20 protein-coding genes and 2 pseudogenes are annotated in these 23,999 nt (G+C 71.3%); 10 read left to right on the forward strand and 12 right to left on the reverse strand.

The genetic code is table 11. The annotated features are described in order from the left end of the window. The first annotated feature begins 96 nt into the window (after nt 1-96). Entirely contained in the window at nt 97-3,561 is a 3,465-nt protein-coding gene (locus IE206_RS11345) for a DNA polymerase III subunit alpha (RefSeq protein ID WP_189961981.1), read from the forward strand. Then, the gene (locus IE206_RS11350; RefSeq protein ID WP_189961982.1) at nt 3,558-4,568 is read left to right on the forward strand and encodes a DNA polymerase Y family protein; all 1,011 of its coding nucleotides are present in this window, start codon (nt 3,558-3,560) and stop codon (nt 4,566-4,568) included. The genes IE206_RS11345 and IE206_RS11350 overlap by 4 nt, the downstream gene beginning before the upstream one ends. Nucleotides 4,569-4,658: 90 nt before the next feature. On the opposite strand, the gene IE206_RS11355 is transcribed toward IE206_RS11350, so the two are convergent. Both IE206_RS11355 and IE206_RS11360 read right to left on the reverse strand, forming a co-directional pair. Then, nucleotides 4,659-5,339, reverse strand: coding sequence for a hypothetical protein (locus tag IE206_RS11355; protein WP_189961983.1), 681 nt, complete (start codon nt 5,337-5,339; stop codon nt 4,659-4,661). A gap of 307 nt (nt 5,340-5,646) precedes the next feature. Next, nucleotides 5,647-6,447: an SDR family oxidoreductase gene (locus tag IE206_RS11360; RefSeq protein ID WP_189961984.1), complete on the reverse strand. Its 801-nt coding sequence runs from the start codon at nt 6,445-6,447 to the stop codon at nt 5,647-5,649. A gap of 104 nt (nt 6,448-6,551) precedes the next feature. On the opposite strand from IE206_RS11360, the gene IE206_RS11365 reads away from it, so the two are divergent. Both IE206_RS11365 and IE206_RS11370 read left to right on the forward strand, forming a co-directional pair. After that, on the forward strand, nt 6,552-7,307 hold the full coding sequence (locus IE206_RS11365) for a TetR/AcrR family transcriptional regulator (protein ID WP_189961985.1): 756 nt from the start codon (nt 6,552-6,554) through the stop codon (nt 7,305-7,307). A 241-nt stretch (nt 7,308-7,548) separates the two neighbouring features. Further along, nucleotides 7,549-8,409 carry an esterase/lipase family protein gene (locus IE206_RS11370; RefSeq protein ID WP_189961986.1) on the forward strand — a complete coding sequence of 287 codons (861 nt, stop codon included), beginning with the start codon at nt 7,549-7,551 and terminating at the stop codon, nt 8,407-8,409. A gap of 71 nt (nt 8,410-8,480) precedes the next feature. On the opposite strand, the gene IE206_RS11375 is transcribed toward IE206_RS11370, so the two are convergent. Continuing rightward, nucleotides 8,481-9,506, reverse strand: a complete 1,026-nt coding sequence (locus IE206_RS11375; RefSeq protein ID WP_189961987.1) for a lytic polysaccharide monooxygenase auxiliary activity family 9 protein — start codon at nt 9,504-9,506, stop codon at nt 8,481-8,483. Between the two features lie 205 nt (nt 9,507-9,711). Between IE206_RS11375 and IE206_RS11380 the strand changes: the two genes are divergently transcribed. Continuing rightward, a complete protein-coding gene (locus IE206_RS11380) occupies nt 9,712-10,188 on the forward strand; it encodes a GNAT family N-acetyltransferase (RefSeq protein ID WP_189961988.1) in 477 nt (158 codons plus the stop codon). A gap of 41 nt (nt 10,189-10,229) precedes the next feature. Continuing rightward, nucleotides 10,230-10,811: pseudogene (locus tag IE206_RS11385) on the forward strand (class I SAM-dependent methyltransferase); the annotation flags it as partial. Nucleotides 10,812-10,923: 112 nt separating this feature from the next. On the opposite strand, the gene IE206_RS11390 reads toward IE206_RS11385, so the two are convergent. Next, nucleotides 10,924-11,424 (reverse strand): ribonuclease FAU-1 family protein, encoded by a 501-nt coding sequence (locus IE206_RS11390; RefSeq protein ID WP_189961990.1) that lies wholly within the window; start codon nt 11,422-11,424, stop codon nt 10,924-10,926. Between the two features lie 152 nt (nt 11,425-11,576). Between IE206_RS11390 and IE206_RS11395 the strand changes: the two genes are divergently transcribed. Then, nucleotides 11,577-11,951, forward strand: coding sequence for a GntR family transcriptional regulator (locus tag IE206_RS11395; RefSeq protein ID WP_189961991.1), 375 nt, complete (start codon nt 11,577-11,579; stop codon nt 11,949-11,951). A 145-nt stretch (nt 11,952-12,096) separates the two neighbouring features. Here the strand turns inward: IE206_RS11395 and IE206_RS11400 are convergent, their stop codons facing one another. Beyond that, entirely contained in the window at nt 12,097-13,191 is a 1,095-nt protein-coding gene (locus IE206_RS11400; RefSeq protein ID WP_189961992.1) for a DUF5925 domain-containing protein, read from the reverse strand. Between the two features lie 128 nt (nt 13,192-13,319). Here IE206_RS11400 and IE206_RS11405 point away from each other — a divergent pair, with 128 nt between their 5' ends. Further along, nucleotides 13,320-14,708, forward strand: a complete 1,389-nt coding sequence (locus tag IE206_RS11405; RefSeq protein WP_189961993.1) for a glycoside hydrolase family protein — start codon at nt 13,320-13,322, stop codon at nt 14,706-14,708. Here IE206_RS11405 and IE206_RS11410 read toward each other — a convergent pair. The 5 genes and pseudogenes from IE206_RS11410 to IE206_RS11430 form a co-directional block, all read right to left on the reverse strand. Continuing rightward, nucleotides 14,708-15,991 (reverse strand): annotated as a pseudogene (locus IE206_RS11410) (lipopolysaccharide biosynthesis protein); the annotation flags it as partial. The gene IE206_RS11405 and the pseudogene IE206_RS11410 overlap by 1 nt on opposite strands. A 53-nt stretch (nt 15,992-16,044) precedes the next feature. Beyond that, nucleotides 16,045-16,854: a polysaccharide deacetylase family protein gene (locus tag IE206_RS11415; protein WP_189961994.1), complete on the reverse strand. Its 810-nt coding sequence runs from the start codon at nt 16,852-16,854 to the stop codon at nt 16,045-16,047. After that, entirely contained in the window at nt 16,851-17,876 is a 1,026-nt protein-coding gene (locus tag IE206_RS11420; protein ID WP_189961995.1) for a glycosyltransferase family 2 protein, read from the reverse strand. Before IE206_RS11420 ends, IE206_RS11415 begins: the two co-directional genes overlap by 4 nt. Next, entirely contained in the window at nt 17,873-18,736 is an 864-nt protein-coding gene (locus IE206_RS11425) for a glycosyltransferase family 2 protein (protein ID WP_189961996.1), read from the reverse strand. The genes IE206_RS11420 and IE206_RS11425 overlap by 4 nt, the downstream gene beginning before the upstream one ends. A gap of 329 nt (nt 18,737-19,065) precedes the next feature. Beyond that, nucleotides 19,066-19,482: a hypothetical protein gene (locus tag IE206_RS11430; protein ID WP_189961997.1), complete on the reverse strand. Its 417-nt coding sequence runs from the start codon at nt 19,480-19,482 to the stop codon at nt 19,066-19,068. A gap of 270 nt (nt 19,483-19,752) precedes the next feature. Between IE206_RS11430 and IE206_RS11435 the strand changes: the two genes are divergently transcribed. Next, nucleotides 19,753-20,562: an SGNH/GDSL hydrolase family protein gene (locus IE206_RS11435; protein ID WP_189961998.1), complete on the forward strand. Its 810-nt coding sequence runs from the start codon at nt 19,753-19,755 to the stop codon at nt 20,560-20,562. A gap of 10 nt (nt 20,563-20,572) precedes the next feature. On the opposite strand, the gene IE206_RS11440 is transcribed toward IE206_RS11435, so the two are convergent. Continuing rightward, nucleotides 20,573-22,210 carry a serine/threonine-protein kinase gene (locus IE206_RS11440; RefSeq protein ID WP_189961999.1) on the reverse strand — a complete coding sequence of 546 codons (1,638 nt, stop codon included), beginning with the start codon at nt 22,208-22,210 and terminating at the stop codon, nt 20,573-20,575. A 276-nt stretch (nt 22,211-22,486) separates the two neighbouring features. Here IE206_RS11440 and IE206_RS11445 point away from each other — a divergent pair, with 276 nt between their 5' ends. Further along, nucleotides 22,487-22,750 carry a hypothetical protein gene (locus IE206_RS11445; protein WP_189962000.1) on the forward strand — a complete coding sequence of 88 codons (264 nt, stop codon included), beginning with the start codon at nt 22,487-22,489 and terminating at the stop codon, nt 22,748-22,750. 29 nt (nt 22,751-22,779) lie between these two features. On the opposite strand, the gene IE206_RS11450 is transcribed toward IE206_RS11445, so the two are convergent. Next, entirely contained in the window at nt 22,780-23,976 is a 1,197-nt protein-coding gene (locus IE206_RS11450) for a CaiB/BaiF CoA transferase family protein (protein WP_189962001.1), read from the reverse strand. Nucleotides 23,977-23,999 lie beyond the last annotated feature (23 nt).

The following is a 23,999-nucleotide window of genomic DNA, read 5'->3' on the forward strand; positions in this document are numbered from 1 at the left end:
CCGGCAGGGTATTCGAACGTGTGTTTCGCATGCGCGTTCGAACTGGTCTATGGTGGAAGGGAGGGGGAGGTGAGAACGGATTGGTAGGAGGTGCGGATGCCCGGTTTCACGCATCTGCACACCGTTTCGGGATTCTCCCTGCGGTACGGGGCTTCCCACCCGGAGCGGCTGGCCGAACGTGCCGTCGAACGCGGCATGGATGCCCTCGCACTGACCGACCGGGACACCCTCGCGGGCACGGTCCGCTTCGCCAAGGCCTGCGCCGAGGCGGGGATCCGGCCGTTGTTCGGCGCCGATCTCGCCGTGCCGGAACACCTCGGGGAAACCGGCCCCGCCCGGGGGCAGGCCCGTCGGCGCACGCCCGTACGGGGCGGTGCGTTCGTCGACGAGTCCGCCCCCCGGGTCACCTTCCTCGCGCGTGACGGCGCGGCCGGCTGGGCCGAGCTCTGCCGCCTGGTCAGCGCCGCGCACACCGCCGAGGGCCGCCCGCTGCTGCCCCGCGCCGAACTGCCCGCCGAAGGGCTCACCGTGCTGCTCGGCCCGGCCTCCGAGATCGGCCGCGCGCTCGGTGCGGGCCGCCCCGACCGGGCCGCGAAACTGCTCGCGCCCTGGCGGGAGATCTACGGCGACGCCCTCCGCCTCGAAGCCGTCCACCACGGACTCAGGGGGACCGGCCCGGGATCGCTCCGGCTCGCCGCGCGCACCGTCGGCTTCGCCGCCGAACAGGGCGTGCAAGCCGTACTGACCAATGCCGCGCGCTACGCCGACCCCGGGCAGGGCCAGGTCGCCGACGTCCTGGACGCGGCACGGCGGCTGGTGCCGGTGCGGGCGCCGTTCGACAGCGGCGAGCGCTGGCTCAAGGGCCCGGACGCCATGTTCAAGATCGCCGAGCGGGTCGCCGAGGCGGCCGGCTGGCGCCGCGACGTGGCCCACCGGCTGCTCGCCATGACCGAACGGACCGCCGCCGAGTGCCTCGTCGACCCCCAGGACGACCTCGGCATGGGCACCGCCAGCTACCCCGAGCCGTACCTCGTCGGCGCCGCGCACCGCGCCCCGCAGCGGGTCCTCGCCTCGCGGGCCGCGGCCGGAATGGTGCTGCGCGGCTATGCGGGCCGGCGCGCGTACTGGGAACGGATGCACCACGAGCTGGACATCATCGCGCACTGGGGATACGCCTCCTACTTCCTCACCGTCGCCCAAGTCGTCGACGACGTACGGGAGATGGGCATCCGGGTGGCCGCGCGCGGCTCCGGCGCGGGCTCGCTCGTCAACCACCTCCTCGGCATCGCGCACGCCGACCCCGTCGAGAACGGGCTCCTGATGGAGCGCTTCCTGTCCAAGCGGCGGCCGGTGCTGCCCGACATCGACATCGATGTGGAGTCCGCCCGCCGGCTCGACGTCTACCGCGCGATCATCGACCGCTTCGGCGCCGAGCGGGTCGCCACCGTCGCCATGCCCGAGACCTACCGGGTGCGGCACGCCATCCGGGACGTGGGAGCCGCCCTGTCCATGGACCCCGCCGTGACCGACAAGATCGCCAAGTCCTTCCCGCACATCCGGGCCCGCGACGCCCGCGCCGCGTTGAAGGAACTCCCCGAACTGCGGTCCCTGGCAGGCGAGATGGACCAGTACGGCAAGCTCTGGGAGCTCGTCGAGGCCCTGGACGCCCTGCCGCGCGGCATCGCCATGCACCCGTGCGGAGTGCTCCTCTCGGACGCCTCCCTGCTGCGCCGTACCCCCGTGATGCCCACCAGTGGCGAGGGTTTCCCGATGTCCCAGTTCGACAAGGAGGACGTGGAGGACCTCGGCCTGCTCAAGCTGGACGTCCTCGGCGTGCGGATGCAGTCCGCGATGGCCCACGCGGTCGCCGAGATCGGCCGGGCCACGGGCGAGAAGCTCGACATCGACGACCCGGCACAGGTCCCGCCGGGCGACGCCAAGACGTACCGGCTCATCAAGTCCACCGAGACATTGGGCTGTTTCCAGATCGAGTCGCCGGGGCAGCGCGACCTGGTCGGGCGGCTCCAGCCGTCGACCTTCCACGATCTCGTCGTCGACATCTCGCTGTTCCGCCCCGGGCCGGTCGCGGCCGACATGGTGCGCCCGTTCATCGAGGCCCGCCACGGCCGCGCCCCGGTCCGCTTCCCGCACCCCGACCTGGCGGACGCGCTGCGCGACACCTACGGGGTGGTCGTCTTCCACGAGCAGATCATCGAGATGGTGAACATCATGACCGGCTGCGGCCGGGGCGAGGCCGACCGGGTGCGGCGCGGGCTCTCCGACCCGGAGTCGCAGGCCCGCATCAAGGTCTGGTTCGCCCAACACGCCGAAGAGCGCGGCTACTTGCCCGAGGTGATCGCCCGCACCTGGGAGATCGTCGAGGCCTTCGGGTCGTACGGCTTCTGCAAGGCGCACGCCGTAGCCTTCGCCGTGCCCACCTACCAGTCGGCCTGGCTCAAGGCGCACTACCCGGCCGCCTTCTACGCCGGGCTGCTCACCCACGACCCCGGGATGTACCCCAAGCGCCTGCTGCTCGCGGACGCGCGGCGGCGCGGGGTGCCGATCCTGCCGGTGGATGTGAACCGGTCCTCGGTCGCACACAGAATCGAACTGGTGTCCGGTATCTGGGGGGTGCGGCTCGCGCTCTCCGACGTCCACGGGATCAGCGAGGCCGAGAGCGCACGCATCGAGGGCGGCCGGCCCTACGCCTCGCTGCGCGACTTCTGGCAGCGGGCCAGGCCCGGCCGCCCGGTCGCCGAACGGCTCGCCCGGATCGGCGCGCTCGACGCGTTCGGCGCCAACCGGCGTGACCTGCTGCTCCACCTCTTTGAACTCCACGGCGCCCGCCGCGCCGCAGGCGGCCAACTCCCGCTGGACGGCGGCACGTCGACGGCCCGCGCCGGACTGCCCGACCTGGACGACGCGGAACGCCTCAGCGCCGAACTCGGCGTCCTCGGCATGGACGCCTCCCGCCACCTGATGGAGGACCACACGGCGTTCCTGAACGAACTCGGCGTCGTCTCCGCCAAGCGGCTGCGCGACGCCGAGCACGGCCAGACCGTCCTGGTCGCGGGCGCCAAGGCGGCCACCCAGACCCCGCCGATCCGCTCCGGCAAGCGGGTCGTCTTCAGCACCCTGGACGACGGCACGGGCCTCGTGGACCTGGCCTTCTTCGACGACAGCCACGATGCCTGCGCCTACACCGTCTTCCACTCCTGGCTGCTCCTCGTACGCGGCGTGGTGCAGCGACGCGGACCGCGCAGCCTCAGCGTCGTCGGCTCGCGCGCCTGGAACCTCGCCGAACTCGTCGAACTGCGCCGCGAGGGCGGCCTGGACGCGGTCTCCTCCCGCCTCGCGACCCCGCCCGAACCGGTCGAGGCGCCCGGATCCGCGTCCGAAAGCGAAGTCGGGACCGCGGCCGGGAGCTCCGCCGACAACGGCCGCCGCATCCACCTGTCCACCGGCTACGAACTGAACCCCTGGGCCGACCTGCAGCCCGCCGGCGAACGGGCCGCCACCGGGCGGAAGTTGTGGCATTCGAGCCCGGGGAGCGCGGGATGATCCTCTGTGCACGTTTCCACCTCCCTCCGATGTACGAAGCGGCGCTGCCCGCCCTGATCGCGCTGGCCGAGGGCCTCACCCCGGTCGTCCAGGCACTCCCGCCCGACGGCCTCCTCGCCGACCTGGCCGGGGCCGAGAAGTACTTCGGCCAGGACGCCGGGCAGCTCGCCGCCGTCCTGCGGGTCCGCGCGCTAGCCCACTTCGGCCTGGACTGCGCGATCGGGCTCGCCCCCAACCCGATGCTGGCCAGGATGGTGGCGCGGGACGCCGGACCCGGCGCGACCCGCACGGTGCTCCCGGACGAGGTGGACCGCTTCCTCGCCGCGAAGCCGGTCCGCGCCCTGGACGGCATCGGCCGCTCCACCGCCCGTATCCTCTGCGCGTACGGCCTCGACACGGCGGGGCGTCTCGCCGACGCTCCGCCGGGCACAGTCCAGCGGATCCTCGGCGCCCGGCCGGGCCGCGAACTCCAGGAGCGCGCCCGCGGCATCGACCGCACGCCCGTCGTGCCGAACGCCTCCGCCTTTCCCCAAGCTCTCGGCTTCGCTCGAGCAGGGGATGCCCCAATGCTGGCCGCCGAACGCTCCTTCCCCCGCGATGAGCTGGACCCGGTACGCCACCGCCGGGCGCTGCTCTCCCTCGCCGAGGAACTCGGCGTCCGGCTGCGCGGCGCCGGTCAGGTGTGCCGCTCCCTCAGCCTCACCGTGCGCTACGCCGACCGGTCCACCACCACCCGCACCCGCACCCTGCCCGAGCCCTCGGCCCACTCGCCCGCCCTGGGCGACCTGGCCTACGCCCTCCACGCGGCGCTCGGCCTGCAACGAGCCAGGGTCCGAGGCATCTCGCTGCGGGCCGAGGGCCTGGTTCCGGCCGAACTCGCCGCCCACCAGCTGACGTTCGACCCCGAGGACGAGCGGGCCCGCCGCATCGAGGCGGTGGCCGACCGGGCCCGCGCCAGGTTCGGTCCTCGGGCCATCGTCCCGGGCACTCTGTCGGACGCGGCCTGAGACGGGCAGGGTCGGGCGCGGGGGCAGGGGCGCCTCCCCGGGCGGCCCGGGCTCGGTCGCTGCTCCCCTCGGCGCGGGGAGCAGCCGCCTTCAGGAAGCCAGCCGCTTCTTGACGTCGGCCACCTGGGGCCCGGAATCGGTCGGCGGAATCGTCCAGCGGTTCTCGGACTTGGTGGCGTCCGTGTAGACGAGCGTGCCACCTCCCTTGGCCTGTTCCGGCGTCAGGTCGAAGACCTCGGAGCGCATCTGGTAGGTCCCCGGCCCGATCTTGCCGACGCCGCTGTACCCGGTCACCAGCACCTTGTACGCGGTACCGTTCCCCTCGGCGACGCTCTGCCCGTTCGCCGCGATCCAACGCCAGCCGCCCTTGGTCCCGTTGGCGCTGGCGGGCTCCTCGTCCGCGGCGTTCGCCGTCAGCGAGGCGTCTTTGGTGGTGATGACGGCGAAGGTGCCGAACCGTGAGGTCGTTCCGTCCCCCTCCTTGGTGTAGACGACGGTCGTGGGTGTGATCTCCAGGATGCCGACGAGCTTGGTCCCCACGGTCCGGGACGGCACGCCGAGAGCCAGAGAGGCCTGCCCGGCTCCGGGGTCCGAACTTGGCGTGGCCGAGCCGTTCCCGGGAGTGCCGGCGGGCGTGGGAGTGGTGGCGGACGGCTGCCCGCCGGCGGGATGAGAGGCGGACGGCTTGTTGCCGGACCCGCCGCCTCCGGGGTTGCAGGCGGTCAGGGTGAGACAGGCGGTGGCGGCGGTCGCGAGCAGGATCTTGCGCATGGTTTCCCCCCAAGGCATCGGCACTCGCCGTGAACGTACCGCGATGGAGGTGGTACCCGGCGTGCGGTCACCGGACCGGGACGAACAGGGGGCGTGTCGTTGCGAACTCCCTACAACTGGACCGGAGTTGAGAGGAATCCGGACGTCCGGGGGCTCGCACGCCCGACGCTTCGGGCGGTGCTTCTCCCGGCTGCCCCTACTCTGTGGTTCGCGCGCCGGGGGCGCCCCGCCTGTCCGACGGGCCCCGTCCTGAACCGGCCCGCCCCGAACCGGCCCCGCCCCGGACCGGCCCCGCCGACCCATCCGCTCACGCCCCCGAAGCCAGTCGCGCACCCCCGTCCACGGTCAGGACGACGCCCGTCGTGAAGGTGTTGCCCAGGAGGAAGGAGATCGCGTCCGCGATGTCCTCCGGGTGGCCGCAGCGGCCGGCCGGGGTGGACTTGGCGTAGGCCGCGAACGTCTCCGCCTTGGCGTCCGCGTCCATCCAGTCCCACCAAGGGGTGTCCACTATTCCCGGCGACACCGCGTTGAAGCGGACCGGGGCCAACTCCACCGCGAGCACCGGGACCATCGCGGCCACCGACGCGTTGGCCGCGGCCAGGCCGGCCGTGCCGGGCATCGCGGCGCCCGCCGAGGCGGCGGTCACGAAGGTGATCGACCCGGTGGGGGAGAGGACGTCTAGCGCGGCGCGCGCGGTGAGGCTGTGGGCGATCAGCTTGCCCTCGGTGGCTTGGCGCAGCGCGTCCGTCGTCACGGAGCGGAACGGTCCGGCGGCCGTGGAGCCGGTTGCCGCGACGACCACATGGTCGACCCGGCCGAGCCCCGCAAAGAACTCCTGCGTCGCCGCCTCGTCCTGGGCGTCCACGACCGCACCGCTCACCTCGCCCGGAGTTCCGGACGTGCCAGGGGTGGCAGGCGCACCGGACGTACCAGGCGCACCAGACGTGCTCAACGTGCCTGAAAGCGAGGCCAGTTCATCCAATGCGGCCCGCAGCCGCTCGGGGTTGCGGCCGGTGACGACGACGTCCCTGCCCTCGCCCAGCTGGCGTCGCGCCGTGGCCAGGCCGATTCCGGAGGTGCCGCCGACGATCACAACTCGCTCGTTCATGGTGCAGTCCTTCCAGGCCCTTTCGCACGGGGGCCTTCACGCTTTTCGAGGCTCACTGCCTCGTAAAGAGTATTCCGAGGCATCGTGTCTTGTAAACTGCTCGCATGAAGAAAATCGAGAACGGATCAGGGGACGTGTCGACAGGCGGCTCCCCGCCCCGCGGGCGCCCCCGCAGCGAGGCGGCCAGGCGTTCGGTGCTCGACGCCGCGCTGGAGCTCTGCCGACGCGACGGTTACCAGGAACTGACGATCAAGGGCATCGCCGACGAGGCCCAGGTCGGCCGGCAGACCGTCTACCGCTGGTGGCCCACCAAGCAGGACGTCCTGCTCGAAGTGCTGACCGAGCTCCCGCACCGCAGCCCGGCCGAGCTGTTCCCCGACACCGGGGACGTGTACCGCGACGTCGAGGAACTGCTCGGCCACACCTTCCGGCTGACCCGTGGCGCCACCGGCCGGGCCGTGGTCGGGCTGATGGCCGACGCCCAGGCGGACGCCTCGCTCGCCCGCAGGCTGCAGGAGGGGGTGATCGCCCCGCGCCGCGCGGCCCTGCGCGAGATTCTCGAACGGGGTGTTGAGCGCGGCCAGTTGCGGCAGGACGGCCCCGCATCCCTGGACCTCGCTGTCGACTTCGCCTTCGGCGTGATGTGGTACCGCCTGCTCAGCGGCCACGCCCCGGTCGACGAGCCGCTCGCCGCGGAGATCGCCGCCGCGCTGGGACCGCTGCTCGGAAGCGCCGGAAGCGCCGGAAGCGCCGGAAGCGCCGGAAGCGCCGGAAGCGCCGGAAGCGCCGGAAGCGCCGGAAGCGCCGGAAGCGCCGGAGATCCCGGAAGCCCCGGAAGCGAGACGGCGGGCCGACGCTGACTACGGGCTCCTGCGGAGCCGTACCGGCACAGCGGGCGGAACCCGGGAGCCCGGCTCGACGTGAGGGCGTTGCACCGCGACACGACACTTTTTACTGACGCGTAACTTCACTCCTACGCTACTCGTGCGTAATTTGGCGTGAGCACACCCCGTACGCACTCCGTACGGCACCTCACTTGTGGTCCGGGCCGCAGGGCGAATCCCCCATCGCAACTCCCTTGAGCCGCAAGGAGATCACCCGATGCTGCCCTGGAAACGTGTGCTCAGACCGCTGTCGGCACTGTTGCTCGCCGCCGCGGCCTTGCTCGCCCCGGCAACCGCCGCGCACGCCCAGTCCGCGCCGAGCAGCGGCTGGAACAACTACTCCTGCAAGCCGTCCGCCGCCCACCCCCGGCCCGTCGTCCTCGTACACGGAACCTTCGGCAACGGCACCGACAACTGGCTGGCCCTCGCCCCGTATCTGGTCAACCGCGGGTACTGCGTCTTCTCGCTCGACTACGGTCAGCTCCCCGGCGTGCCCCTGTTCGACGGGCTCGGCCCCATCGACAAGTCCGCGGCCCAGCTCGCCACCTTCGTCGACAAGGTGCTCGCGGCGACCGGCACGCCCAAGGCCGATCTGGTCGGCCACTCGCAGGGCGGCATGATGCCGCGCTGGTACCTGAAGTTCCTCGGCGGCGCCTCCAAGGTCAATGCCCTCGTCGGGATCGCCCCCGACAACCACGGCACCACCCTCGACGGGCTGACCCAGCTCCTGCCGTACTTCCCCGGCGCCCAGGAGCTGCTGACGCTCGCCACCCCGGGACTCGCCGACCAGATGGCCGGATCGCCCTTCGTCACCAAGCTGAACCAGGGCGGCGACACCGTCCCCGGAGTGCACTACACGGTCATCGCGACCAAGTACGACGAGGTGGTCACCCCCTACCGATCGCAGTTCCTGGACGGTCCCGACGTCAACAACGTCCTCCTCCAGGACAAGTGCGCGCTCGACTTCTCCGACCACGTGGCGATCGGTCTCACCGACCGCGTCGCCTACCACGAGGTGGCCAACGCGCTGGACCCGGCGCATGCCACCCCCACCACCTGCGCATCCGTCATCGGCTGACCCACCGGACCGTGCGACCGTACGAGGCCCGCCCCTCCCGGCATCCGGGAGGGGCGGCGTGTGCGTGCGGGTCAGCGGCTGTGGCGGCCCGCCGCCGCGGCCTTGCGGCGCAGCGTCGCGAAGAGCGCCGCGGCTCCGACGGCGATGGCGCCCGCGCCCCCTATGGCGAGGTACGGCGTGCTGCTGTCACCCCCTGTTTCGGCCAGATTCTGCGTGCCGGCTGCGGCGACCGGAGTGGCCGCAGCCCCGTCCGCCTGCGGCTGGTTGCCGGTTGTGCCGGCCTCTGCCGCAGGGGCGGTGCTCCGCTGCGTACCCGTGGTGGCGCCGCCGTGGTGGTGCTGGACCGTCGACTTGGACGCGCCATCCGCGATCTCCTTGTCGGTGGGCGCGGAGGCCGCGGGAGCGGGGGCGCCCGCCGTACCGCTGTCCTTGCCGAACACCACGTCGGAGCAGGTGTAGAAGGCCTCGGGGCTGTCCGAGCGCTGCCAGATCGAGTAGATCAGATGGCGTCCCGACCTGGCCGGGATCTTCCCGTCGAAGACGTAGTCGCCGCCCTGCATCGGCGGGTCGGTGACCTTGGCGAACGGCGTCGCCTCCAGGTCCGACCACTTCAGCGGCTTCGACGGGTCGTAGCTGTCCTTGGTGATGTACAGCTCGAACGAGCCCTTGTGCGGGGCCGTTCCCTTGTAGCGGAAGGTGTGGCTGCCGGCCGACAGCATGGTGGCCGGCCAGTCGGTGCGCGGCAGGTCAAGGCCCTTGTACTTGTCGTTGCCGCCGCTGCACAGCTTGCCGTCCGGGATGATCTCCTTCGACTTGCCCGCGGCGTTGGCCATGTTGACCGCGTTCCAGTCGTAGAAGGCCTGCGCACCGCTGGCCGCGACGGCGGCCTTGCACGCCGCCGACTTGGGGCTCTCCGGACCCTCCGCGTAACAGGCCGAGACCCGGCTGACCGGGTCCGTCATGGAACCGTGGGCCGCGGCGGGCCCGGCCGCGAGCCCCGTCAGGGCGAGCGGCGCGAACCCGAGCGCGGCGACGACGGCGGTGCGCCGACGGGGTCCCCGCTGCTCGAACGCGGTGGAGAGCTTGGGGAAGGTCATCGTGGCGTACTCCTTCGATGGTGCACGGGCATGGGGGGCGTGGGGGTTCTCGACTGCCGGACGTCCCGTCCGGCGATCAGCACGCTAGCCCCGGAAAACCGTGAAATCCCCTGCTGGGACCGAGTGATGGCGATCCTTATGGTCGAGTTAAGGACCCACTCAGAACTGATTAAGAACAGGCCCGTCCGCGACGTACCGTGGCCCCATGAACGATGAGATCCGGCTCGCGACCCCCGACGACGTGCCGCGCGTGAAGGAGGTCACCGATGCCGCCTATCGCCCCTATGTCGAGCGGATCGGTGTCGTCCCCGTCCCTATGGAGGCCGACCACGCGGCGAACGTCGCGGCGGGGCGGGTCTTCGTCACCGGTGACCCGGTCGTCGGGGTCCTGGTCCTCGTCGCCGAGCCGGACCACCTCTTCCTCGACTCGATCTCCGTCCACCCCGACGTCAAGGGCACCGGTCTCGGGCGCCGGTTGCTGCACTTCGTGGACGAGCACGCGCGGGCGCTCGGCCTGCCGGAGGTCCGGCTCTACACCAACGCGATGATGTGGGAGAACCAGAAGATCTATCCGCGGTACGGGTACGAACTCGTCGAGCGGCGTGTGGACGGGCCCTACGACCGCCTCCACTACCGCAAGGTGCTGGACCCGCGAGCCGTTGGCGAGGCGGGCCGGGGCTGATCGCCGGGCCGGTTGTCAGTGGTGCCTGGCACGATCGGGGCATGGACATCGACTGGGACGAAGAGGCGGACACGTTCGACGAGGAGCCCGATCACGGGCTGCTCGACCCCGCGGTGCGGGCCGCGTGGGACGAGCGCCTCGCGGGGTGGCTGCCGGACCACGCGGGCGAGCTCCTCGACCTCGGGTGCGGCACCGGGAGCCTGTCGCTGCTCGCCGCCGGGCGGGGCCACCGGATCACGGCCGTCGACCTGTCGCCCCGGATGGTCGAGCGGGCCCGCGCCAAGCTGGCCGGCACCGGCGCGGAGGTGCTGACCGGGGACGCGGCGCGGCCGCCCGTCGAAGGCCGCACCTTCGACGTGATCCTGGCCCGCCATGTGGTCTGGGCGCTGCCCGACCACGAGGCGGCGTTGCGGCACTGGTGGTCGCTGCTGCGGCCGGGCGGTCGGCTGATTCTGGTCGAGGGGGTGTGGGGCGACACCGGCATACCGGCCGGGCAACTCGTCGGCGCCCTCGGTGGGTTGAAGGCCGAGGCGCGCTATGAGCGGCTGTCGGGGGACGCGCGGTTGTGGGGACGCGAGGTGGACGATGAACGGTATGCGGTGGTCGCCACGGCGGCGGTGCCGGTCGCGGCCTGAGCGGGGCCGGCCGAGGCGCGGAGGGTGCGGGCCGTGGCGCGCCGCCGCCGCGCGAAAACGCGGGTCCGCAGGGTGTGCGTCCCTGTACCCGGGGCGGGGCTCAGTCGATCAATGCCGTGAACTGGCCCAGCTTCGCGAGGAGTTCGAGCTCGTCCAGGGCGGCCACGGCGCGGGCAGCGGCCTCGGGGTCGCGTTCGGCCAGGCCGCTCTCGGAGAACTCGTCCTCGTCCAGGCGCAGTACGGTCGCGCCGTCGGCCGAGACCCAGAGGTCGAGGTCCAGGTCCTCGGAGATCACCTCGCCACCCTGGACCACCGCGGGCCGGGTGATGTCGCAGTACCAGCCCTTGAGCGCCGCGTCGGTGTCGCGGACCTCCTTCACCGCGTACCAGCGGTCGCGCCAGTAGTGCTCGGTGAACACATCGCCCGGCTCGAACCGTACGAAGCCGAAGTCGCGGGTGCCCTTCGCTGCCCAGGGGGCATGCACGGTCAGCCGGGTGCCGTCGTCGGACACCACCGACGCCGGGTAACGCAGCTTCGTGCGACCGGCCTTGACCAGGACGACCTCGATACGGGTGCCGGCCTCGGCCGAACTCGCGGACATGACGTACCTCCATGGCACATATCTGGTGGCGGAAGGATTCGCACGGTACGCGGGGGCGCGGGCCGGGTGCCTCCCATTTTCGTCCCGCTCGCGGCCCCCTCCACGGCGCTGCCCGTTTTCGCGGAGTGCGGCCGCGGGGGAGAATCGGGGCTGTGACCCTCAAGATCGTGATTGACCAGGGCGCGGCCACCGCGCCGTACGAGCAACTGCGCGCCCAGATCGCCGACCGGGCCCGGTCCGGGAAGCTGCCCGTGGGCTACAAACTGCCCACTGTCCGGGGCCTCGCGGAGGATCTCGGGCTTGCCGCGAACACGGTGGCCAAGGCGTACCGGGCCCTTGAGGCGGACGGGGTCATCGAGACCCGGGGGCGGAACGGGACGTTTGTCGCGGCGGCGGGGGATGCGTCCGAGAGGCTTGCGGCGGTGGCTGCGGCGGCGTATGCGGGGGAGGTTCTGCGGCTCGGGCTCGGGCGGGATGCGGCTCGCTCGGCGGTGGAGCAGGCCTTGCGGGCGGCATACGGCGAGTAGGCGCCTGCGGTGCGCGTGTTCCCCGCCCCGCCCGCCCCTTCCCGGCTGTGCCGCAGAGTGTCACAACCCCGCGTCCCTCTGGGGCGCGGGGAGTTACGGGGCACAGGCAGTCACGGGGGCGCAGGGAATCACGCGGTACCGCCGGCTACAGATACAACCCCGCATCCGCTCCCGCCCGCTGGTCCGGCACCGACGCCGGGGACGTTCCCCGGCGCAGGGCGTACAGCTCGGCCAGGGTGGTGCCGTCGCGGGCGACGCCCTCCTCCGTGCCCAGCCAGCGGACCGCCTCCGTCCTGGTCAGTGGGCCGACCTCGATGCGGGCGAGGCAGCGGCCGGGGCGTACCACCGCGGGGTGCAGGCGCTCCAGGTCCTCGTTGGTGGTGACGCCCACCAGGACGTTGCGGCCCTGGCCGAGCAGGCCGTCGGTCAGGTTGAGGAGCCTGGAGAGGGCCTGGCCCGCCGTGTGCTTGGCCTCGCCGCGGATCAGCTCGTCGCAGTCCTCCAGGAGGAGGAGCCGCCAGCGGCCCTTCGCACTGCCGTCGTCCTCACCGATCGCGATGTCCATCAGGTAGCCGACGTCGTTGAAGAGCCGCTCCGGGTCGAGCACGCAGTCGACCTGGCACCAGTCGCGCCAGGACCGGGCCAGCGTGCGCAGCGCCGAGGTCTTGCCGGTGCCCGGCGGCCCGTGGAGGAGGAGCAGCCGGCCCGCGATGTCCTCCGGGGTCACCTTCATCAGGCGGTCCATCGCATCGGCCACCGGCGCCGTGTAGTTGGGCCGCACCTCGTCCCAGGTGCCGGCTGCGATCTGCCGGGTCGTGCGGTGCGGGCCGCGCCGCGGGGACACGTACCAGAAGCCCATCGTCACGTTCTCGGGCTGCGGCTCCGGCTCGTCCTCGGCGCCCTCGGTGGCCTGTTTGAGGACCTGGGCGGAGAGCTCCTCGGTGGTCGCGGTCACCGTCACGTCCGCGCCCCGGTTCCAGCGCGAGACGAGCAGCGTCCAGCCCTCGCCCTCGGCGAGCGTGGCGCTGCGGTCGTCGTCGCGGGCGGCGCGCAGCACCTTCGCGCCGGGCGGCAGCAGGCTGAAGCCCTTCTTGACCCGGTCGATGGACGAGCTGTGCGAGAACGGCTGCTCGCCCGTGGCGAAGCGGCCGAGGAAGAGCGCGTCGACCACATCGGAGGGTGAATCGCTGTCGTCCACGGTCAGCCGGATCGGCAGCGCGGCTTCTGGGGCAGGGGACATGCCCCCATGATCCGGCAACAGGCCCGCGCGTGCACCTGTTTTGTCCCGTTGATGGTCGAGGGACGTTCTGTCCCTGTTCAGGTAAAAACTGGCCGGAATGGCGTCTACCGCCGATACGCTGCCCCGTGATGGAACGTCATCGTGGAACCGTCGTCCGTAGTCGCAGGCCCGACAGGACGCCCCGGCCCAGGACCCCGGCGGTGCTGGTCGTCGCGATTCTGGCCGCGCTCGCCCTCATCCTGACGACGGGCGGCTGTACGAGCAGAAACGCGGGCGAGTCCGGACCCGGCCGGACCGGTGCGAGCAACACCGACCCCGCGCTCGGCTGGGGCTTCACGCACACCCAGTACAGCGCCGACACGGGCGACGACGACGCCGTGCAGCGCGCCCGTGACGTGCTCTCTGCGCAGGGCCTGCCGCAGGACCAGGCGATCATGGGCTGGGGCGCGGGCAACCCCGAGCCGTCGCCGGGCACGTACGACTTCTCGGATCTCGACCGAAGGGTCAAGTACATCCGCTCCACCGGGGCCACCCCCGTCATCACGCTGTGCTGCGCGCCCGACTGGATGAAGGGCGGCCGGGCCGGGGCGAGCAAGACGGACTGGAGCGTGAAGGCGCTGGAGTCGGCGCCGCTGCCCACCCACTACAAGGACTTCGCCGCCCTTGCCGCGAAAGTGGCCCAACGCTACCCGGACGTACGGCACTTCATCGTCTGGAACGAGCTCAAGGGCTTCTACAACGACACCGCCCAGCGCTGGAACTACGAGGCCTACACCCAGCTCTACAACCAGGTCTACGACGCGCTGAAGAAGGTCAACAAGGGCAATCTCGTCGGTGGTCCCTATCTCGTCATGGACAGCTATGGGCCTCAGGACCAGTCGTACGCCTCCGCCCTGAAGGGGCCCTGGGGCTCCGTCGATCAGCGGGTTCTCGACGCCTTCACCTACTGGAACAAGCACAAGAAGGGCGCCGACTTCGCTGTCGTCGACGGCGCCAGTTTCACCCGCACCAACCAGATGCTGCCCAACGCGTTCGGCGCCACCGACAAGCTGACCGCCGTCACCGAGTGGGTGCGGGGGCAGTCCGGTCTGCCGGTGTGGTGGGCCGAGTACTACGTCGAACCCGACAAGTCCGGCTGGAGCGAGCAACAGCGCGTCGCCACCCAGGCCGCCGGCCTGATGGCCCTGGCGCGCGGCGGCACCAGCACCGCCTTCTACTGGAGCCCCGAGGAGCAGAGCGGCGCGTGCCCCGGCTGTCTGTGGACGCCGACCCAACAGGACGCCGGGGGCAAGGAGTTGCCCATGTACGCGTTGATCGCCCGGTTCGCCAAGGCCTTCCCGCCGGGCACCGACTTCACCACCGTGAGCATCGCCGACGACGACGTGCCGAACGTGCGCGTGCTCGCCAGCGGCAAGGACGTGCTCGTCGTCAACACTCTTGACCGGTCCATCGACGCCAAGGTCGACGGCAAGTCGTTCCCGATGGCCGCCTACGAGGTGCGCTGGCTGACCCGCTGAGGCTCGGCCCGCAGCACCCCGAACAGCTTCACCGCCGCGATCGCCGCGATCACCGAAAGGCTCGCGACCTCCGCGATGCCCACGCCCGCCAGGCCCAGCGGAGGCAGCAGCGCCGGCGTGGACCCGAGCACCAGGACGCACAATCCGCCCTGGAGGTAGGCGAGTCCGGCCGTACGGCTCTGCGCGCGCAGCACCGCGAAGTACAGCTCGATCACCACCCGCAGCAGCGCCCCGACCACCAGCCAGCGCAGCAGCGCCGTGGCATGACGGGCGTACCCCTCGCCGAACACGTGCAGGATGCGCGGCGCGAAGGCGAAGAGGAACGCGCAGATCGGCACCACGATCTTGACCATGCGGAGCAGCGCGGCCCGGGCATTGCGGCCGAGCCGCTCGGGATCGTGCGCCCCTTCGACGGTCAGCGAGGCGCCCATGTTGATGGCGAGCAGCTCGACGGTGCCGCCGATGGTCGCGGTGATGTAGAAGTACGCGTTGTCGGCCGAGCTGATCTGTGACGCCACGATCACCGGCACGAGATAGACCACGGCGAGCGCGAACAGCGAGCCCGTGTAGTCGCCGGCCAGGAAGCAGCCCAGCTCCCGGTAGCTCGGCGGCCGGGCGGTGTGCACGGTGAGCTCCACGTGGCGGGGGACAAGGCGTCGGAACACCAGCCAGCCCAGCGGCACCACGGACACCGCGATCGCCGCGACCCACGAGACGAACACCCCGCTGGTCGGCACCGAGGCCGCGATCGCCACCAGGAGCACCAGCTTGACCGCCGAGAACGCGGTGTTGCCGACCGGCACCCAGAACGCGCTGCGCAGCCCGGTGAGCACGCCGTCCTGCAGCGTCAGGATCGACCAGGCGATCACCGCCGCGATGAACCCGAGCCCCTTGAACGGGCCGTGCAGGAACCGGTACGAGGGCCCCCAGAAGTCCAGCGTCTCCATGAAGACGAGCGCGGCCACCCCGACGACGCATGCGCTCAGCGCGTAGGTGCGCAGGACCAGGCGTCCGGTCGCGGCGCCCGATACGGGGATGAAGCGGGCCAGCGCCCCGGTCAGGGTCAGCGCGGTGATCCCGGCGAGGAACTTCATCGCGGCGATCGCCGCCGAGCCCTGGCCCACCGCGTCATCGGTGTAGTACCGGGCGGCGATCAGCCAGAAGCCGAGCCCGAGCACCGCGCTGATGCCCGTGTTCAGCATCAGGGCGTAGGCGTTGCGGAAGAGGGGGGTGCCCCGGCGCCTGTTCGAGGTCGGAGCGGCGAGGTCCTGGGCGGTGCTCATGTCGGCCACGGGTACCGCTCACCTTCTGCTTCTGGTCCTGGTCGGTCGTTCTCTCAGTCGCCGCCGAGCCTGCGCCCGGCCCGCTTGGCCCCGCGCACCACGGCGTAGCCCTTCGTCAGGACGCGGTCGCCGGCGAAGGTGCGCGCGATGTCGCGGCCGGTGCCCACGACGAGCCGCTCGAACTCGTCGATACCGGTGGTGCGCCGCACCGTCACCCGCTCCAGGGCGTACGGACCCTGGCGCCGCTCGGCGAGCGCGTTGCCCACCGCGAGCGCCTGGGCGAAGCCCGCGGAGCGCACCGTGCGCCGCACCCGCCGGCTGGAGTAACCGTACGGATAGGCGAACGAGACGGGGCGCCGGCCGAGCTCGTCGGTGAGGATCTCCTTGCAGCGCAGCGTCTCGAACCAGAGCCGTTCGTCGCCGAGTTGGTCCATCTGCGGATGGCTGTGGCTGTGGCCGCCGATCTCGCAGCCGCCCCGGGCGAGCTCGCGCACCTGGTCCCAGTCCAGCATGGTGTCCAGGGCGCCACCCTCGTCGTACGCACCGCGCAGCCAACCGGTGGAGACGAAGAGCGTGGACGCGAAGCCGTACTTGGCGAGGACCGGCAGGGCGTGGCGGTGCACGCCCTCGTAGCCGTCGTCGAAGGTGATCAGGACGGGGCGGCGTGGAAGCGCTCCCGCCGTGCGCCAGGCGTGCGCCAGCTGGGCCGTGGTGACCGGAGTGCACCCGAGCTCGGCGAGCAGCTCCATCTGGTCGGCGAAGGCGTCCGGCGAGACGGACAGGCCGAACGCCGCCTTCGCGGGACTGTGCGCCACCGAGTGGTACATGAGGATGGGCACGGGCCCCGTTCGCGCAGCCGTCATGCCGCCTCGCCCTCCTCGTCCGGCTCCGTCGCCGGTACGCGCTCGACGGGGGCCACGGTGAAGGTGACCCCACCCCTCAGCGCCCGTACGGTGCCGAGCAGATAGCCCCCGGTCGCCACCGCGACGCCGGTCACGATCGCGGCCGCACGGCCCGCGCCGCCGGCCCGGCCGAGGACGGCGTCCCGTACGCCGCGCACCACACCGGCCGGAAGCACCCGGGTCGTGTAGCGCCGCTCGGACTCAAGTCCCTTGCCGGAGCCCACGCTTCGGGCCACCAGTGCCTTGGAGAGGCCCTCCGCGTACGCCCTCGTGCGGAAGTATCCGAAGCGTTCGCGGGCCGCGGGCACCCGGTGGTGGATCACCGAGCGGTCGTCGATGAGCAGCACGGCGTCGGGCAGCGCCTTGCTGAGCCGGATGCACAGCTCCGTCTCCTCGCAGCCGAGCGGCCGCTTGTCGCCGTCGCGGCCGATGCCCGTCGCGAAGCCGCCCGCCGCGTCGAAGGCCGACGTACGGAAGGAGGCGTTGCCGCCCAGGACGTTGCGGACCTCGACGCGGCCCGGCGGCAGCCCCCGGTAGGTGCAGCCGACGATCCAGTCGAACTCCTCGGGGAACCAGGCGGGCCTGCGCCCCGAGGCCCAGGCGGGCACGGTGCGGCCGCCGACCGCCATCACGCGCGGGTCGTCGTAGCCCTCGGCGAAGTGCCGCAGCCAGTCGCGCTCGGCCACGGCGTCGTCGTCGAGGAAGGCCACGAACTCGCCCCGGGCCACCGAGATCGCCGTGTTGCGGCCGGCCGAGAGGCCGCGGGGGCCCGCGTTGGCGAGCACCCGCACCTCCCCGGACGCCGCGTACTCCTCGAACTCCTTGGTGAGCCGGTCCAGGAGCCGCTCGTTGTGGTCCACCACGAGCAGCGTCTCCAGGGCCGGCAGCGACTGCGTGCGCACCGAGGAGACCGCCGCCAGGATGTCCTCCCAGCGGTCCTCGGTGTACACGCAGATCACCACGGAGAAGTGACGCTCCGTCAAGACACCTCTCCCCGCCGTGTGTTCAGGAAGACGGCCTGAGTGCGTCGGTGTGCCCGGGGCACGGCCTTCTCCCGGAGTATCACCTTCAGGACGCGGATGCCGTCGCGCACCGCGCTGAGATTGGAGACACCGTGGATCCGGTTGTACTCGTAGCTGGGGACCTCCTGAACACGCAGGCCCGCCTTGACGATCCGGATGTTGATCAGGGTCTCGATCTCGAACCCGGAGCAGTCGAGCACGATCTTGTCCAGGCAGTGCTTCCAGAAGGCGTTGTAGCCGTAGCAGAGATCGGTGTAGCGGGCGCCGAACTTGCGGTTCACGATGCCGCACAGGACGGCGTTGCCGAGCTTGCGGATCGGGGTCATGTCGTCGGTGCCGCCGCCGTTGGCGAAGCGGGAGCCCTTGGCGAAGTCGGCGCCGCCCACCAGCGCGGAGACATAGCTGACGATCTCCTCGCCGTCCGCCGAGCCGTCCGCGTCGACCATGACGATGATGTCGCCGGTGCAGGCGGCGAAGCCACTGATCAGGGCGTCGCCCTTGCCCTTGCCCACCTGCTTGACGACCTTGACGTCGGGCCACAGCTCGCGGGCTACCTGCACGGTGTTGTCGGTGGAATTCCCGTCGACCAGGACGACTTCGTGGATCCAGTCCGGAAGTGTCTTGAACACATGCGGAAGATTCTCGGCCTCATTCATGGCCGGGATCACGACGCTCACCGGAGGTGCAATGGCGAGATTCGCCGAAACCGGTCGATACGCAGCGGATATTCGACTGGTGGTCACGGAATCCGAGTGACCGTCCGGTGATTCCGCAATTAATTGATCTTGGCCCGGGACAGCCGGGCGCACGGAAGGAGTCATGATGAGTCTCTGTCCCTCTCGTCCGGTGGACCGCCCGCCCCCGGGCAGTCCGGATGAGTTTCCGGTTACGAAAGGGGGGTTCTCACCCCGGTCATGACGGCATGGCACACCGCACTGATTGGGTGAGCTGGCTTTGCTGGCCGCGCGGCCCGTGTTCCGGCCCACGCATGGCGAAGACCGAGCACGGCACCCCCCTACCGCGCCCCGCACCGGTATCCATCGCGACGCTTGAGCCCTCCCCTGGCGCCGTTTTGCGTGATGGACCGTTGCGGGTGGATGTAAGACGGTATTGATGATGGGGACTGTATGGCAAGACCTCGGCCGAGGCCTCACGTTTCTGTGTTTTTGACCGGACTTTCACGGTCACATCCGGAGCGATTCACCCCCGCCCCCAGCAGGAAGAGGAGAAGGCTGATCACACCCACGGCTGCGATGCCGTTCCGGGTCGACCAAAGGTGCAGACCTGCCATGCTTTCGGCGGTCAGCACATCGATGAGTACTGCTCCTGATATCGACGCCACCATGCGGGCGAGCGGTTCCAGTCGGCGCAGTGCGAATACGGCCGCTTCCGCGGGTGCGGCCACCAGGTAGAAGAGCGCGAGCGGAGCGCGCAGCGGAGAGTCCAGGCCGGCGAAGGCCAGGACGGCACCCACGGCCGAGACGGCGAGTGCCGCTCCCGCGAGGACGGGCGGCAGGTCGGCGGCGACGGACGCGCCCACTGCCGATCTGTCACTGATGGTCTGCATTGGCGACGGTTCCCCCCGATGCGCCGGATGCGAGGCTTCAATGTGACGCAGTCCGGACAGTCCCGTCAAGACGACGATTCGCGTGTGGTGAACGGGATTTGACGGACAGTCAGCGGAGTGTGGTGCTCCGGTGAAGGATTACTCGCCAGTTGCTGACGGATCGGCAGATAGCCACAGATGTCCGTCGGTTGTTCTTGGCATGAACACTTCCCGCGCCCTGAGGGGGCTGGTACCACTGCCGTGGCGGAAAACCCGCTACAAGGAGGTTCCATGAAACTGTCCCGAATCGCGGCATATGCATGGGCGCTCGTGCTGGCTGTCGCGCTTTCCCTCACCGGGGCCGGCGTGGCCGCAGCGGCAACCCAGGCGGCCGGATCCCACTACGTGGCCCTCGGCGACTCGTACTCCTCCGGCGTCGGAGCCGGGAGTTACGACAGTTCGAGCGGCAGCTGCAAGCGCTCCACGAAGGCCTACCCGGCCCTGTGGGCGGCGGCGCATTCCCCCGCCTCGTTCAACTTCACCGCGTGCTCCGGAGCCCGTACGGGTGATGTGACGGCGAGTCAGCTCGGCCCGCTCAGCTCCACCACCGACCTCGTCTCGATCACCATCGGAGGCAACGACGCCGGCTTCTCGGACGTCATGACCAACTGCGTCCTGTACTCGGAGTCCACCTGCCTCAGCAAGGTGGCATCGGCCCGCGCCTACGCCGACTCGACGCTGCCCGGACTGCTCGACTCGGTGTACTCGGCGATCAGATCCAAGGCGCCCAACGCCCACGTCGTCGTCATCGGCTACCCGCACTTCTACAAGATCGGCGGCAACTGCATCTCGGGCCTCAGTGAGAACTCTCGCTCCGCGATCAACGGGGCAGCCGACGAGCTCAACTCGGTGACCGCCAAGCGCGCCGCCGACCACGGCTTCAGCTTCGCGGACGTCGTGCCGGCCTTCACCGGACACGAGATCTGCTCCGGCAGCCCGTGGCTGAACAGCGTCGTCTGGACCAACATCGGCGAGTCGTACCACCCCACCGCGGCCGGCCAGTCGGGCGGCTACCTGCCCACCTTCGCCAACGCGGCCTGATCCCTGTCGCTCACCCGCCGGGCGGAGCCGAGCCCGGCGGCGAGTACGAGGAGGAGGCCCCGCCCGTCGGGGTCTCCTCCTTGCAAGTGACCTTGTACGCACCGGAGTTGGAAGAGGTCTTCACGGGCTGCCGCACCTCGACATGGAGCTCGTTGGAGCCGCTCCGCGCCGGCGACTCGGTGTGCACCACCTGCCGGGTGCGCGGCCCGCCCGAGGTGAACGAGAGCGTCTTCCACCCCGGGTCCGATGACTGGCCGTCCTTCGTGACCCAGCGGTACTCCACATCCACCGGCGTACGCCCCACGGTGAAGACGGCGACCATCGAAGGCGCCTGGGCGTCCGGCGCGGGGCACGTCCCCTCGTAACTCCCGCGCACCACCTGGAGGTTGACCTCCAGCGACTGGGCGGGCGGCGACGAGGAGGAGGCCGAGGGCGAGGGGCTCGTGCTGCTGCTCGGCGACGAGGACGGGCTGTTCTTGCCGCTCGTGGCGCCGGACGTGCCCGGCACCTGCGAGGAATGCGACACGGAGGGCGCCGGCGAGGCGCTGCCCGGCGAACTCCCTTGTCCTGACTGCCCGTTGTCCTTCACCAGCGCGTACACGAGCCCGCCGAGCGCGAGCAGCAGCACCAGGATCCCGGCGAGCAGCACCGCCCCCGTGTGCCGGGAGGGCTCGGCGTCCCGCGTCGACGTCGTGCCGCGGACAGCGGCCGCGGGGAGCGGCATCACGGGCGTCGGCGGCCCGCCCGGAGCTCCGGCCACCACCGTCGTCGCCTCGGATCCTCCCGTCGGAGCCCGCACCGAGCCGCCCGCCGCCACCACCCGCAACTGGTGCTCGGCCTCCTCGCCCGCCCAGCGCTCGGCCGGGTCCTTGCGCAGCAGCCCCTCGATCACCGGCGCCAGCGGACCCGCCCGGCGCGGCGGCGGCAGCGCGTCGTCGACCACGGCCCGCAGCGTGGACAGTGGCGTGTCCTGCCGGAACGGCGAGTGGCCCTCGACCGCCGCGTACAGGAGCACGCCGAGGGACCACAGGTCGCAGGCCGGCCCCGGCGTGCGCCCCAAGGCGCGTTCGGGGGCCAGGAATTCGGGCGAGCCGACGACCTCGCCGGTCATGGTGAGGGTCTGTGTCCCCGCCACCGTCGCGATGCCGAAGTCGGTCAGGACCACCCGGCCGTCATTGGCGAGCAGCACGTTCGCCGGCTTCACATCGCGGTGCAGCACCCCCGCCTCGTGCGCCGCCCGCAGCGCCGCGACCACCTCGGCGCCGATGCGCGCGGTGCGCTGCGGACCCAGCGGGCCCTCCGCGTCCAGGACGTCGGACAGCGCGAGGCCGCGCACCAGCTCCATGACGATCCACGGCCGCCCGTCCTCGGTGGCCACGTCGTACACGGTCACCACATTGCGGTGCGAGACCCGGGCCGCCGCCCAGGCCTCCCGCTCCAGGCGGGCATAAAGCCGCCGCACCTCGGGGGAGTCGAGCGATGCCGGGGCCAGGACCTCCTTGACGGCGACCTCACGGCCCAGGACCTCGTCCCGCGCACGCCACACGACGCCCATGCCGCCCCGGCCCAGAGGGGAGAGAAGCCGGTAGCGCCCCGCGATCAATCGCTGCTCACTGCCCGGCACTTCGCTCACTGGCGAGCCCCCCATCCGCGGCGGAGAAACCCTTCCAAGTTAGCTCAGGGGCGGGCTGCTGCCGCCCCCTTGAACGACAATCCGCACCCCGTACGAACACAGGCCGCGACTCTGCGTGATGAACAGTCAGGGGGGTGTCCAACTCGCCCTGGAATCAGCGGTATTCGGAGACTGGTTGTCAACCTGCGGCCCCTCAAGGTGAATCCTGCCACCGGGATACACGAGTGTGATGCGGGGGCGATAGGGTTAACCTGCCCGGGGCCGGGTGCCCTCGTACGGGTGGGGAGTGACATGGAACAGATAACAGTGCGCAGCAGGGCGCGAGTGCCTGCCATCACCTGCGGGAGCAGTGCGACCAGCTCGCGGCTCGACCGCCACCTCTCGGTGCTCGGCGGCCCTGCCGTCCCGCAGCGCGAGGCGGCCGAGGCGACGTTGCTGATGCGCGAGCTGACCTCGCGTGATATTGCGCACACCCGCAAGAGCAAGAGTGCTCGCGTCTCGCTCTTCGCGCCGCTGCGGCGGCTGCGCCGCTCGCTCTTCGGCAGCCGCGGCTGAACCTACTCCCGACTCCCGGCGCCCCGCGTTCAGGCGATCACGCCGTCCCGGCGCAGCTCTGCCACCTGCTCGTCCGTCATTCCCAGGGCCCGCAGGGCTGCGCAGGTGTGCTCGCCGAGCGCGGGCACCGCACCCATACGCGCCTCCAGGCTGCCGCCCAGATTGATGGGCGGCAGCAGCGCCCGCAGCGGCCCCACCGGTGATTCCACCTCCCGCCAGCGGCCCCGTGCCGCCAGCTGCGGATGCGCGGCCACGTCCTCGACCGTGTTGAGCCGGGCGCAGGCGATCCCCGCCGATTCCAGCCGGCCGACCGCTTCGACCGCCGTGAGCCCGGCAAGCGCCTGCGCCACCACTTCGTCGGTCTTCGTCCGGTGCGTGACCCTCGCCGCGTTGGTGACGAAGGCCGGATCGTCCGCCAGCTCAGGCCGTTCCAGGACGAGTTGGGCGAGCCGTCGCCATTCCCGGTCGTTCTGGACCGAGAGCAGCACCTGCCCGCCGTCGGCCGTGGGGTAGGCGTCGTACGGCGCGATCACGGCGTGCGCGACACCGGTGCGCGCCGGTTCGGTGCCCCCGTGCATCACATGGTGCAGTGGATGCCCGAGCCACTCGGCGAGCGCCTCCAGCATCGAGATCTCCACCGGACCGCCGCGTCCGGTCGTGCCGCGACGCACCAGGGCCGCCAGGACGCCCGAGAAGGCGTACATGGCGGCCGCGATGTCGGCGGCCGGGATCCCGGCCTTGACGGGCTGCTCGGGCGTCCCGGTGACCGACACCAGACCCGCCTCGCACTGCACCAGCATGTCGTAGGCCCGCTTGTGCGCGTACGGGCCCTCGGAGCCGTAGCCCGATATGTCCACGGCGACGAGTCTCGGGTGCGCCGCGCACAGGGTGGCCGCGTCCAGGCCGAGCCGGGCGGCCGCGCCGTGCGCGAGGTTCTGCACGAACACGTCGGCGTCGGCGATCAGCCGGTGCAGTACGTCCAGGCCGCGCGGGTCCTTCAGGTCGAGGGCCACCGACTCCTTGCCCCGGTTGCACCACACGAAGTGCGAGGCGAGGCCGCGCGCCGCGGTGTCGTAGCCGCGGGCGAAGTCGCCGCCGTCGGTGCGCTCGACCTTGATGACGCGGGCCCCCAGATCGGCGAGCTGGCGGGTCGCGAACGGCGCCGAGACGGCCTGTTCGACGGCGACGACGGTGATGCCTTCAAGGGGCAGCGGCTGAGTGCTCATAGCCGTACCTATCGCGTACGGAC

Source organism: Streptomyces violascens (assembly GCF_014649955.1).
Taxonomy (GTDB): Bacteria; Actinomycetota; Actinomycetes; order Streptomycetales; family Streptomycetaceae; genus Streptomyces; species Streptomyces violascens.

Coding starts and splice junctions, on each gene's coding strand:
- IE206_RS11345 (WP_189961981.1), top strand. CDS start 97: ATGCCCGGTTTCACGCATCTGCACACCGTTTCGGGATTCTCCCTGCGG.
- IE206_RS11350 (WP_189961982.1), top strand. CDS start 3,558: ATGATCCTCTGTGCACGTTTCCACCTCCCTCCGATGTACGAAGCGGCG.
- IE206_RS11355 (WP_189961983.1), bottom strand. CDS start 5,339: ATGCGCAAGATCCTGCTCGCGACCGCCGCCACCGCCTGTCTCACCCTG.
- IE206_RS11360 (WP_189961984.1), bottom strand. CDS start 6,447: ATGAACGAGCGAGTTGTGATCGTCGGCGGCACCTCCGGAATCGGCCTG.
- IE206_RS11365 (WP_189961985.1), top strand. CDS start 6,552: ATGAAGAAAATCGAGAACGGATCAGGGGACGTGTCGACAGGCGGCTCC.
- IE206_RS11370 (WP_189961986.1), top strand. CDS start 7,549: ATGCTGCCCTGGAAACGTGTGCTCAGACCGCTGTCGGCACTGTTGCTC.
- IE206_RS11375 (WP_189961987.1), bottom strand. CDS start 9,506: ATGACCTTCCCCAAGCTCTCCACCGCGTTCGAGCAGCGGGGACCCCGT.
- IE206_RS11380 (WP_189961988.1), top strand. CDS start 9,712: ATGAACGATGAGATCCGGCTCGCGACCCCCGACGACGTGCCGCGCGTG.
- IE206_RS11390 (WP_189961990.1), bottom strand. CDS start 11,424: ATGTCCGCGAGTTCGGCCGAGGCCGGCACCCGTATCGAGGTCGTCCTG.
- IE206_RS11400 (WP_189961992.1), bottom strand. CDS start 13,191: ATGTCCCCTGCCCCAGAAGCCGCGCTGCCGATCCGGCTGACCGTGGAC.
- IE206_RS11405 (WP_189961993.1), top strand. CDS start 13,320: ATGGAACGTCATCGTGGAACCGTCGTCCGTAGTCGCAGGCCCGACAGG.
- IE206_RS11415 (WP_189961994.1), bottom strand. CDS start 16,854: ATGACGGCTGCGCGAACGGGGCCCGTGCCCATCCTCATGTACCACTCG.
- IE206_RS11425 (WP_189961996.1), bottom strand. CDS start 18,736: ATGACTCCTTCCGTGCGCCCGGCTGTCCCGGGCCAAGATCAATTAATT.
- IE206_RS11430 (WP_189961997.1), bottom strand. CDS start 19,482: ATGCAGACCATCAGTGACAGATCGGCAGTGGGCGCGTCCGTCGCCGCC.
- IE206_RS11435 (WP_189961998.1), top strand. CDS start 19,753: ATGAAACTGTCCCGAATCGCGGCATATGCATGGGCGCTCGTGCTGGCT.
- IE206_RS11440 (WP_189961999.1), bottom strand. CDS start 22,210: ATGGGGGGCTCGCCAGTGAGCGAAGTGCCGGGCAGTGAGCAGCGATTG.
- IE206_RS11445 (WP_189962000.1), top strand. CDS start 22,487: ATGGAACAGATAACAGTGCGCAGCAGGGCGCGAGTGCCTGCCATCACC.
- IE206_RS11450 (WP_189962001.1), bottom strand. CDS start 23,976: ATGAGCACTCAGCCGCTGCCCCTTGAAGGCATCACCGTCGTCGCCGTC.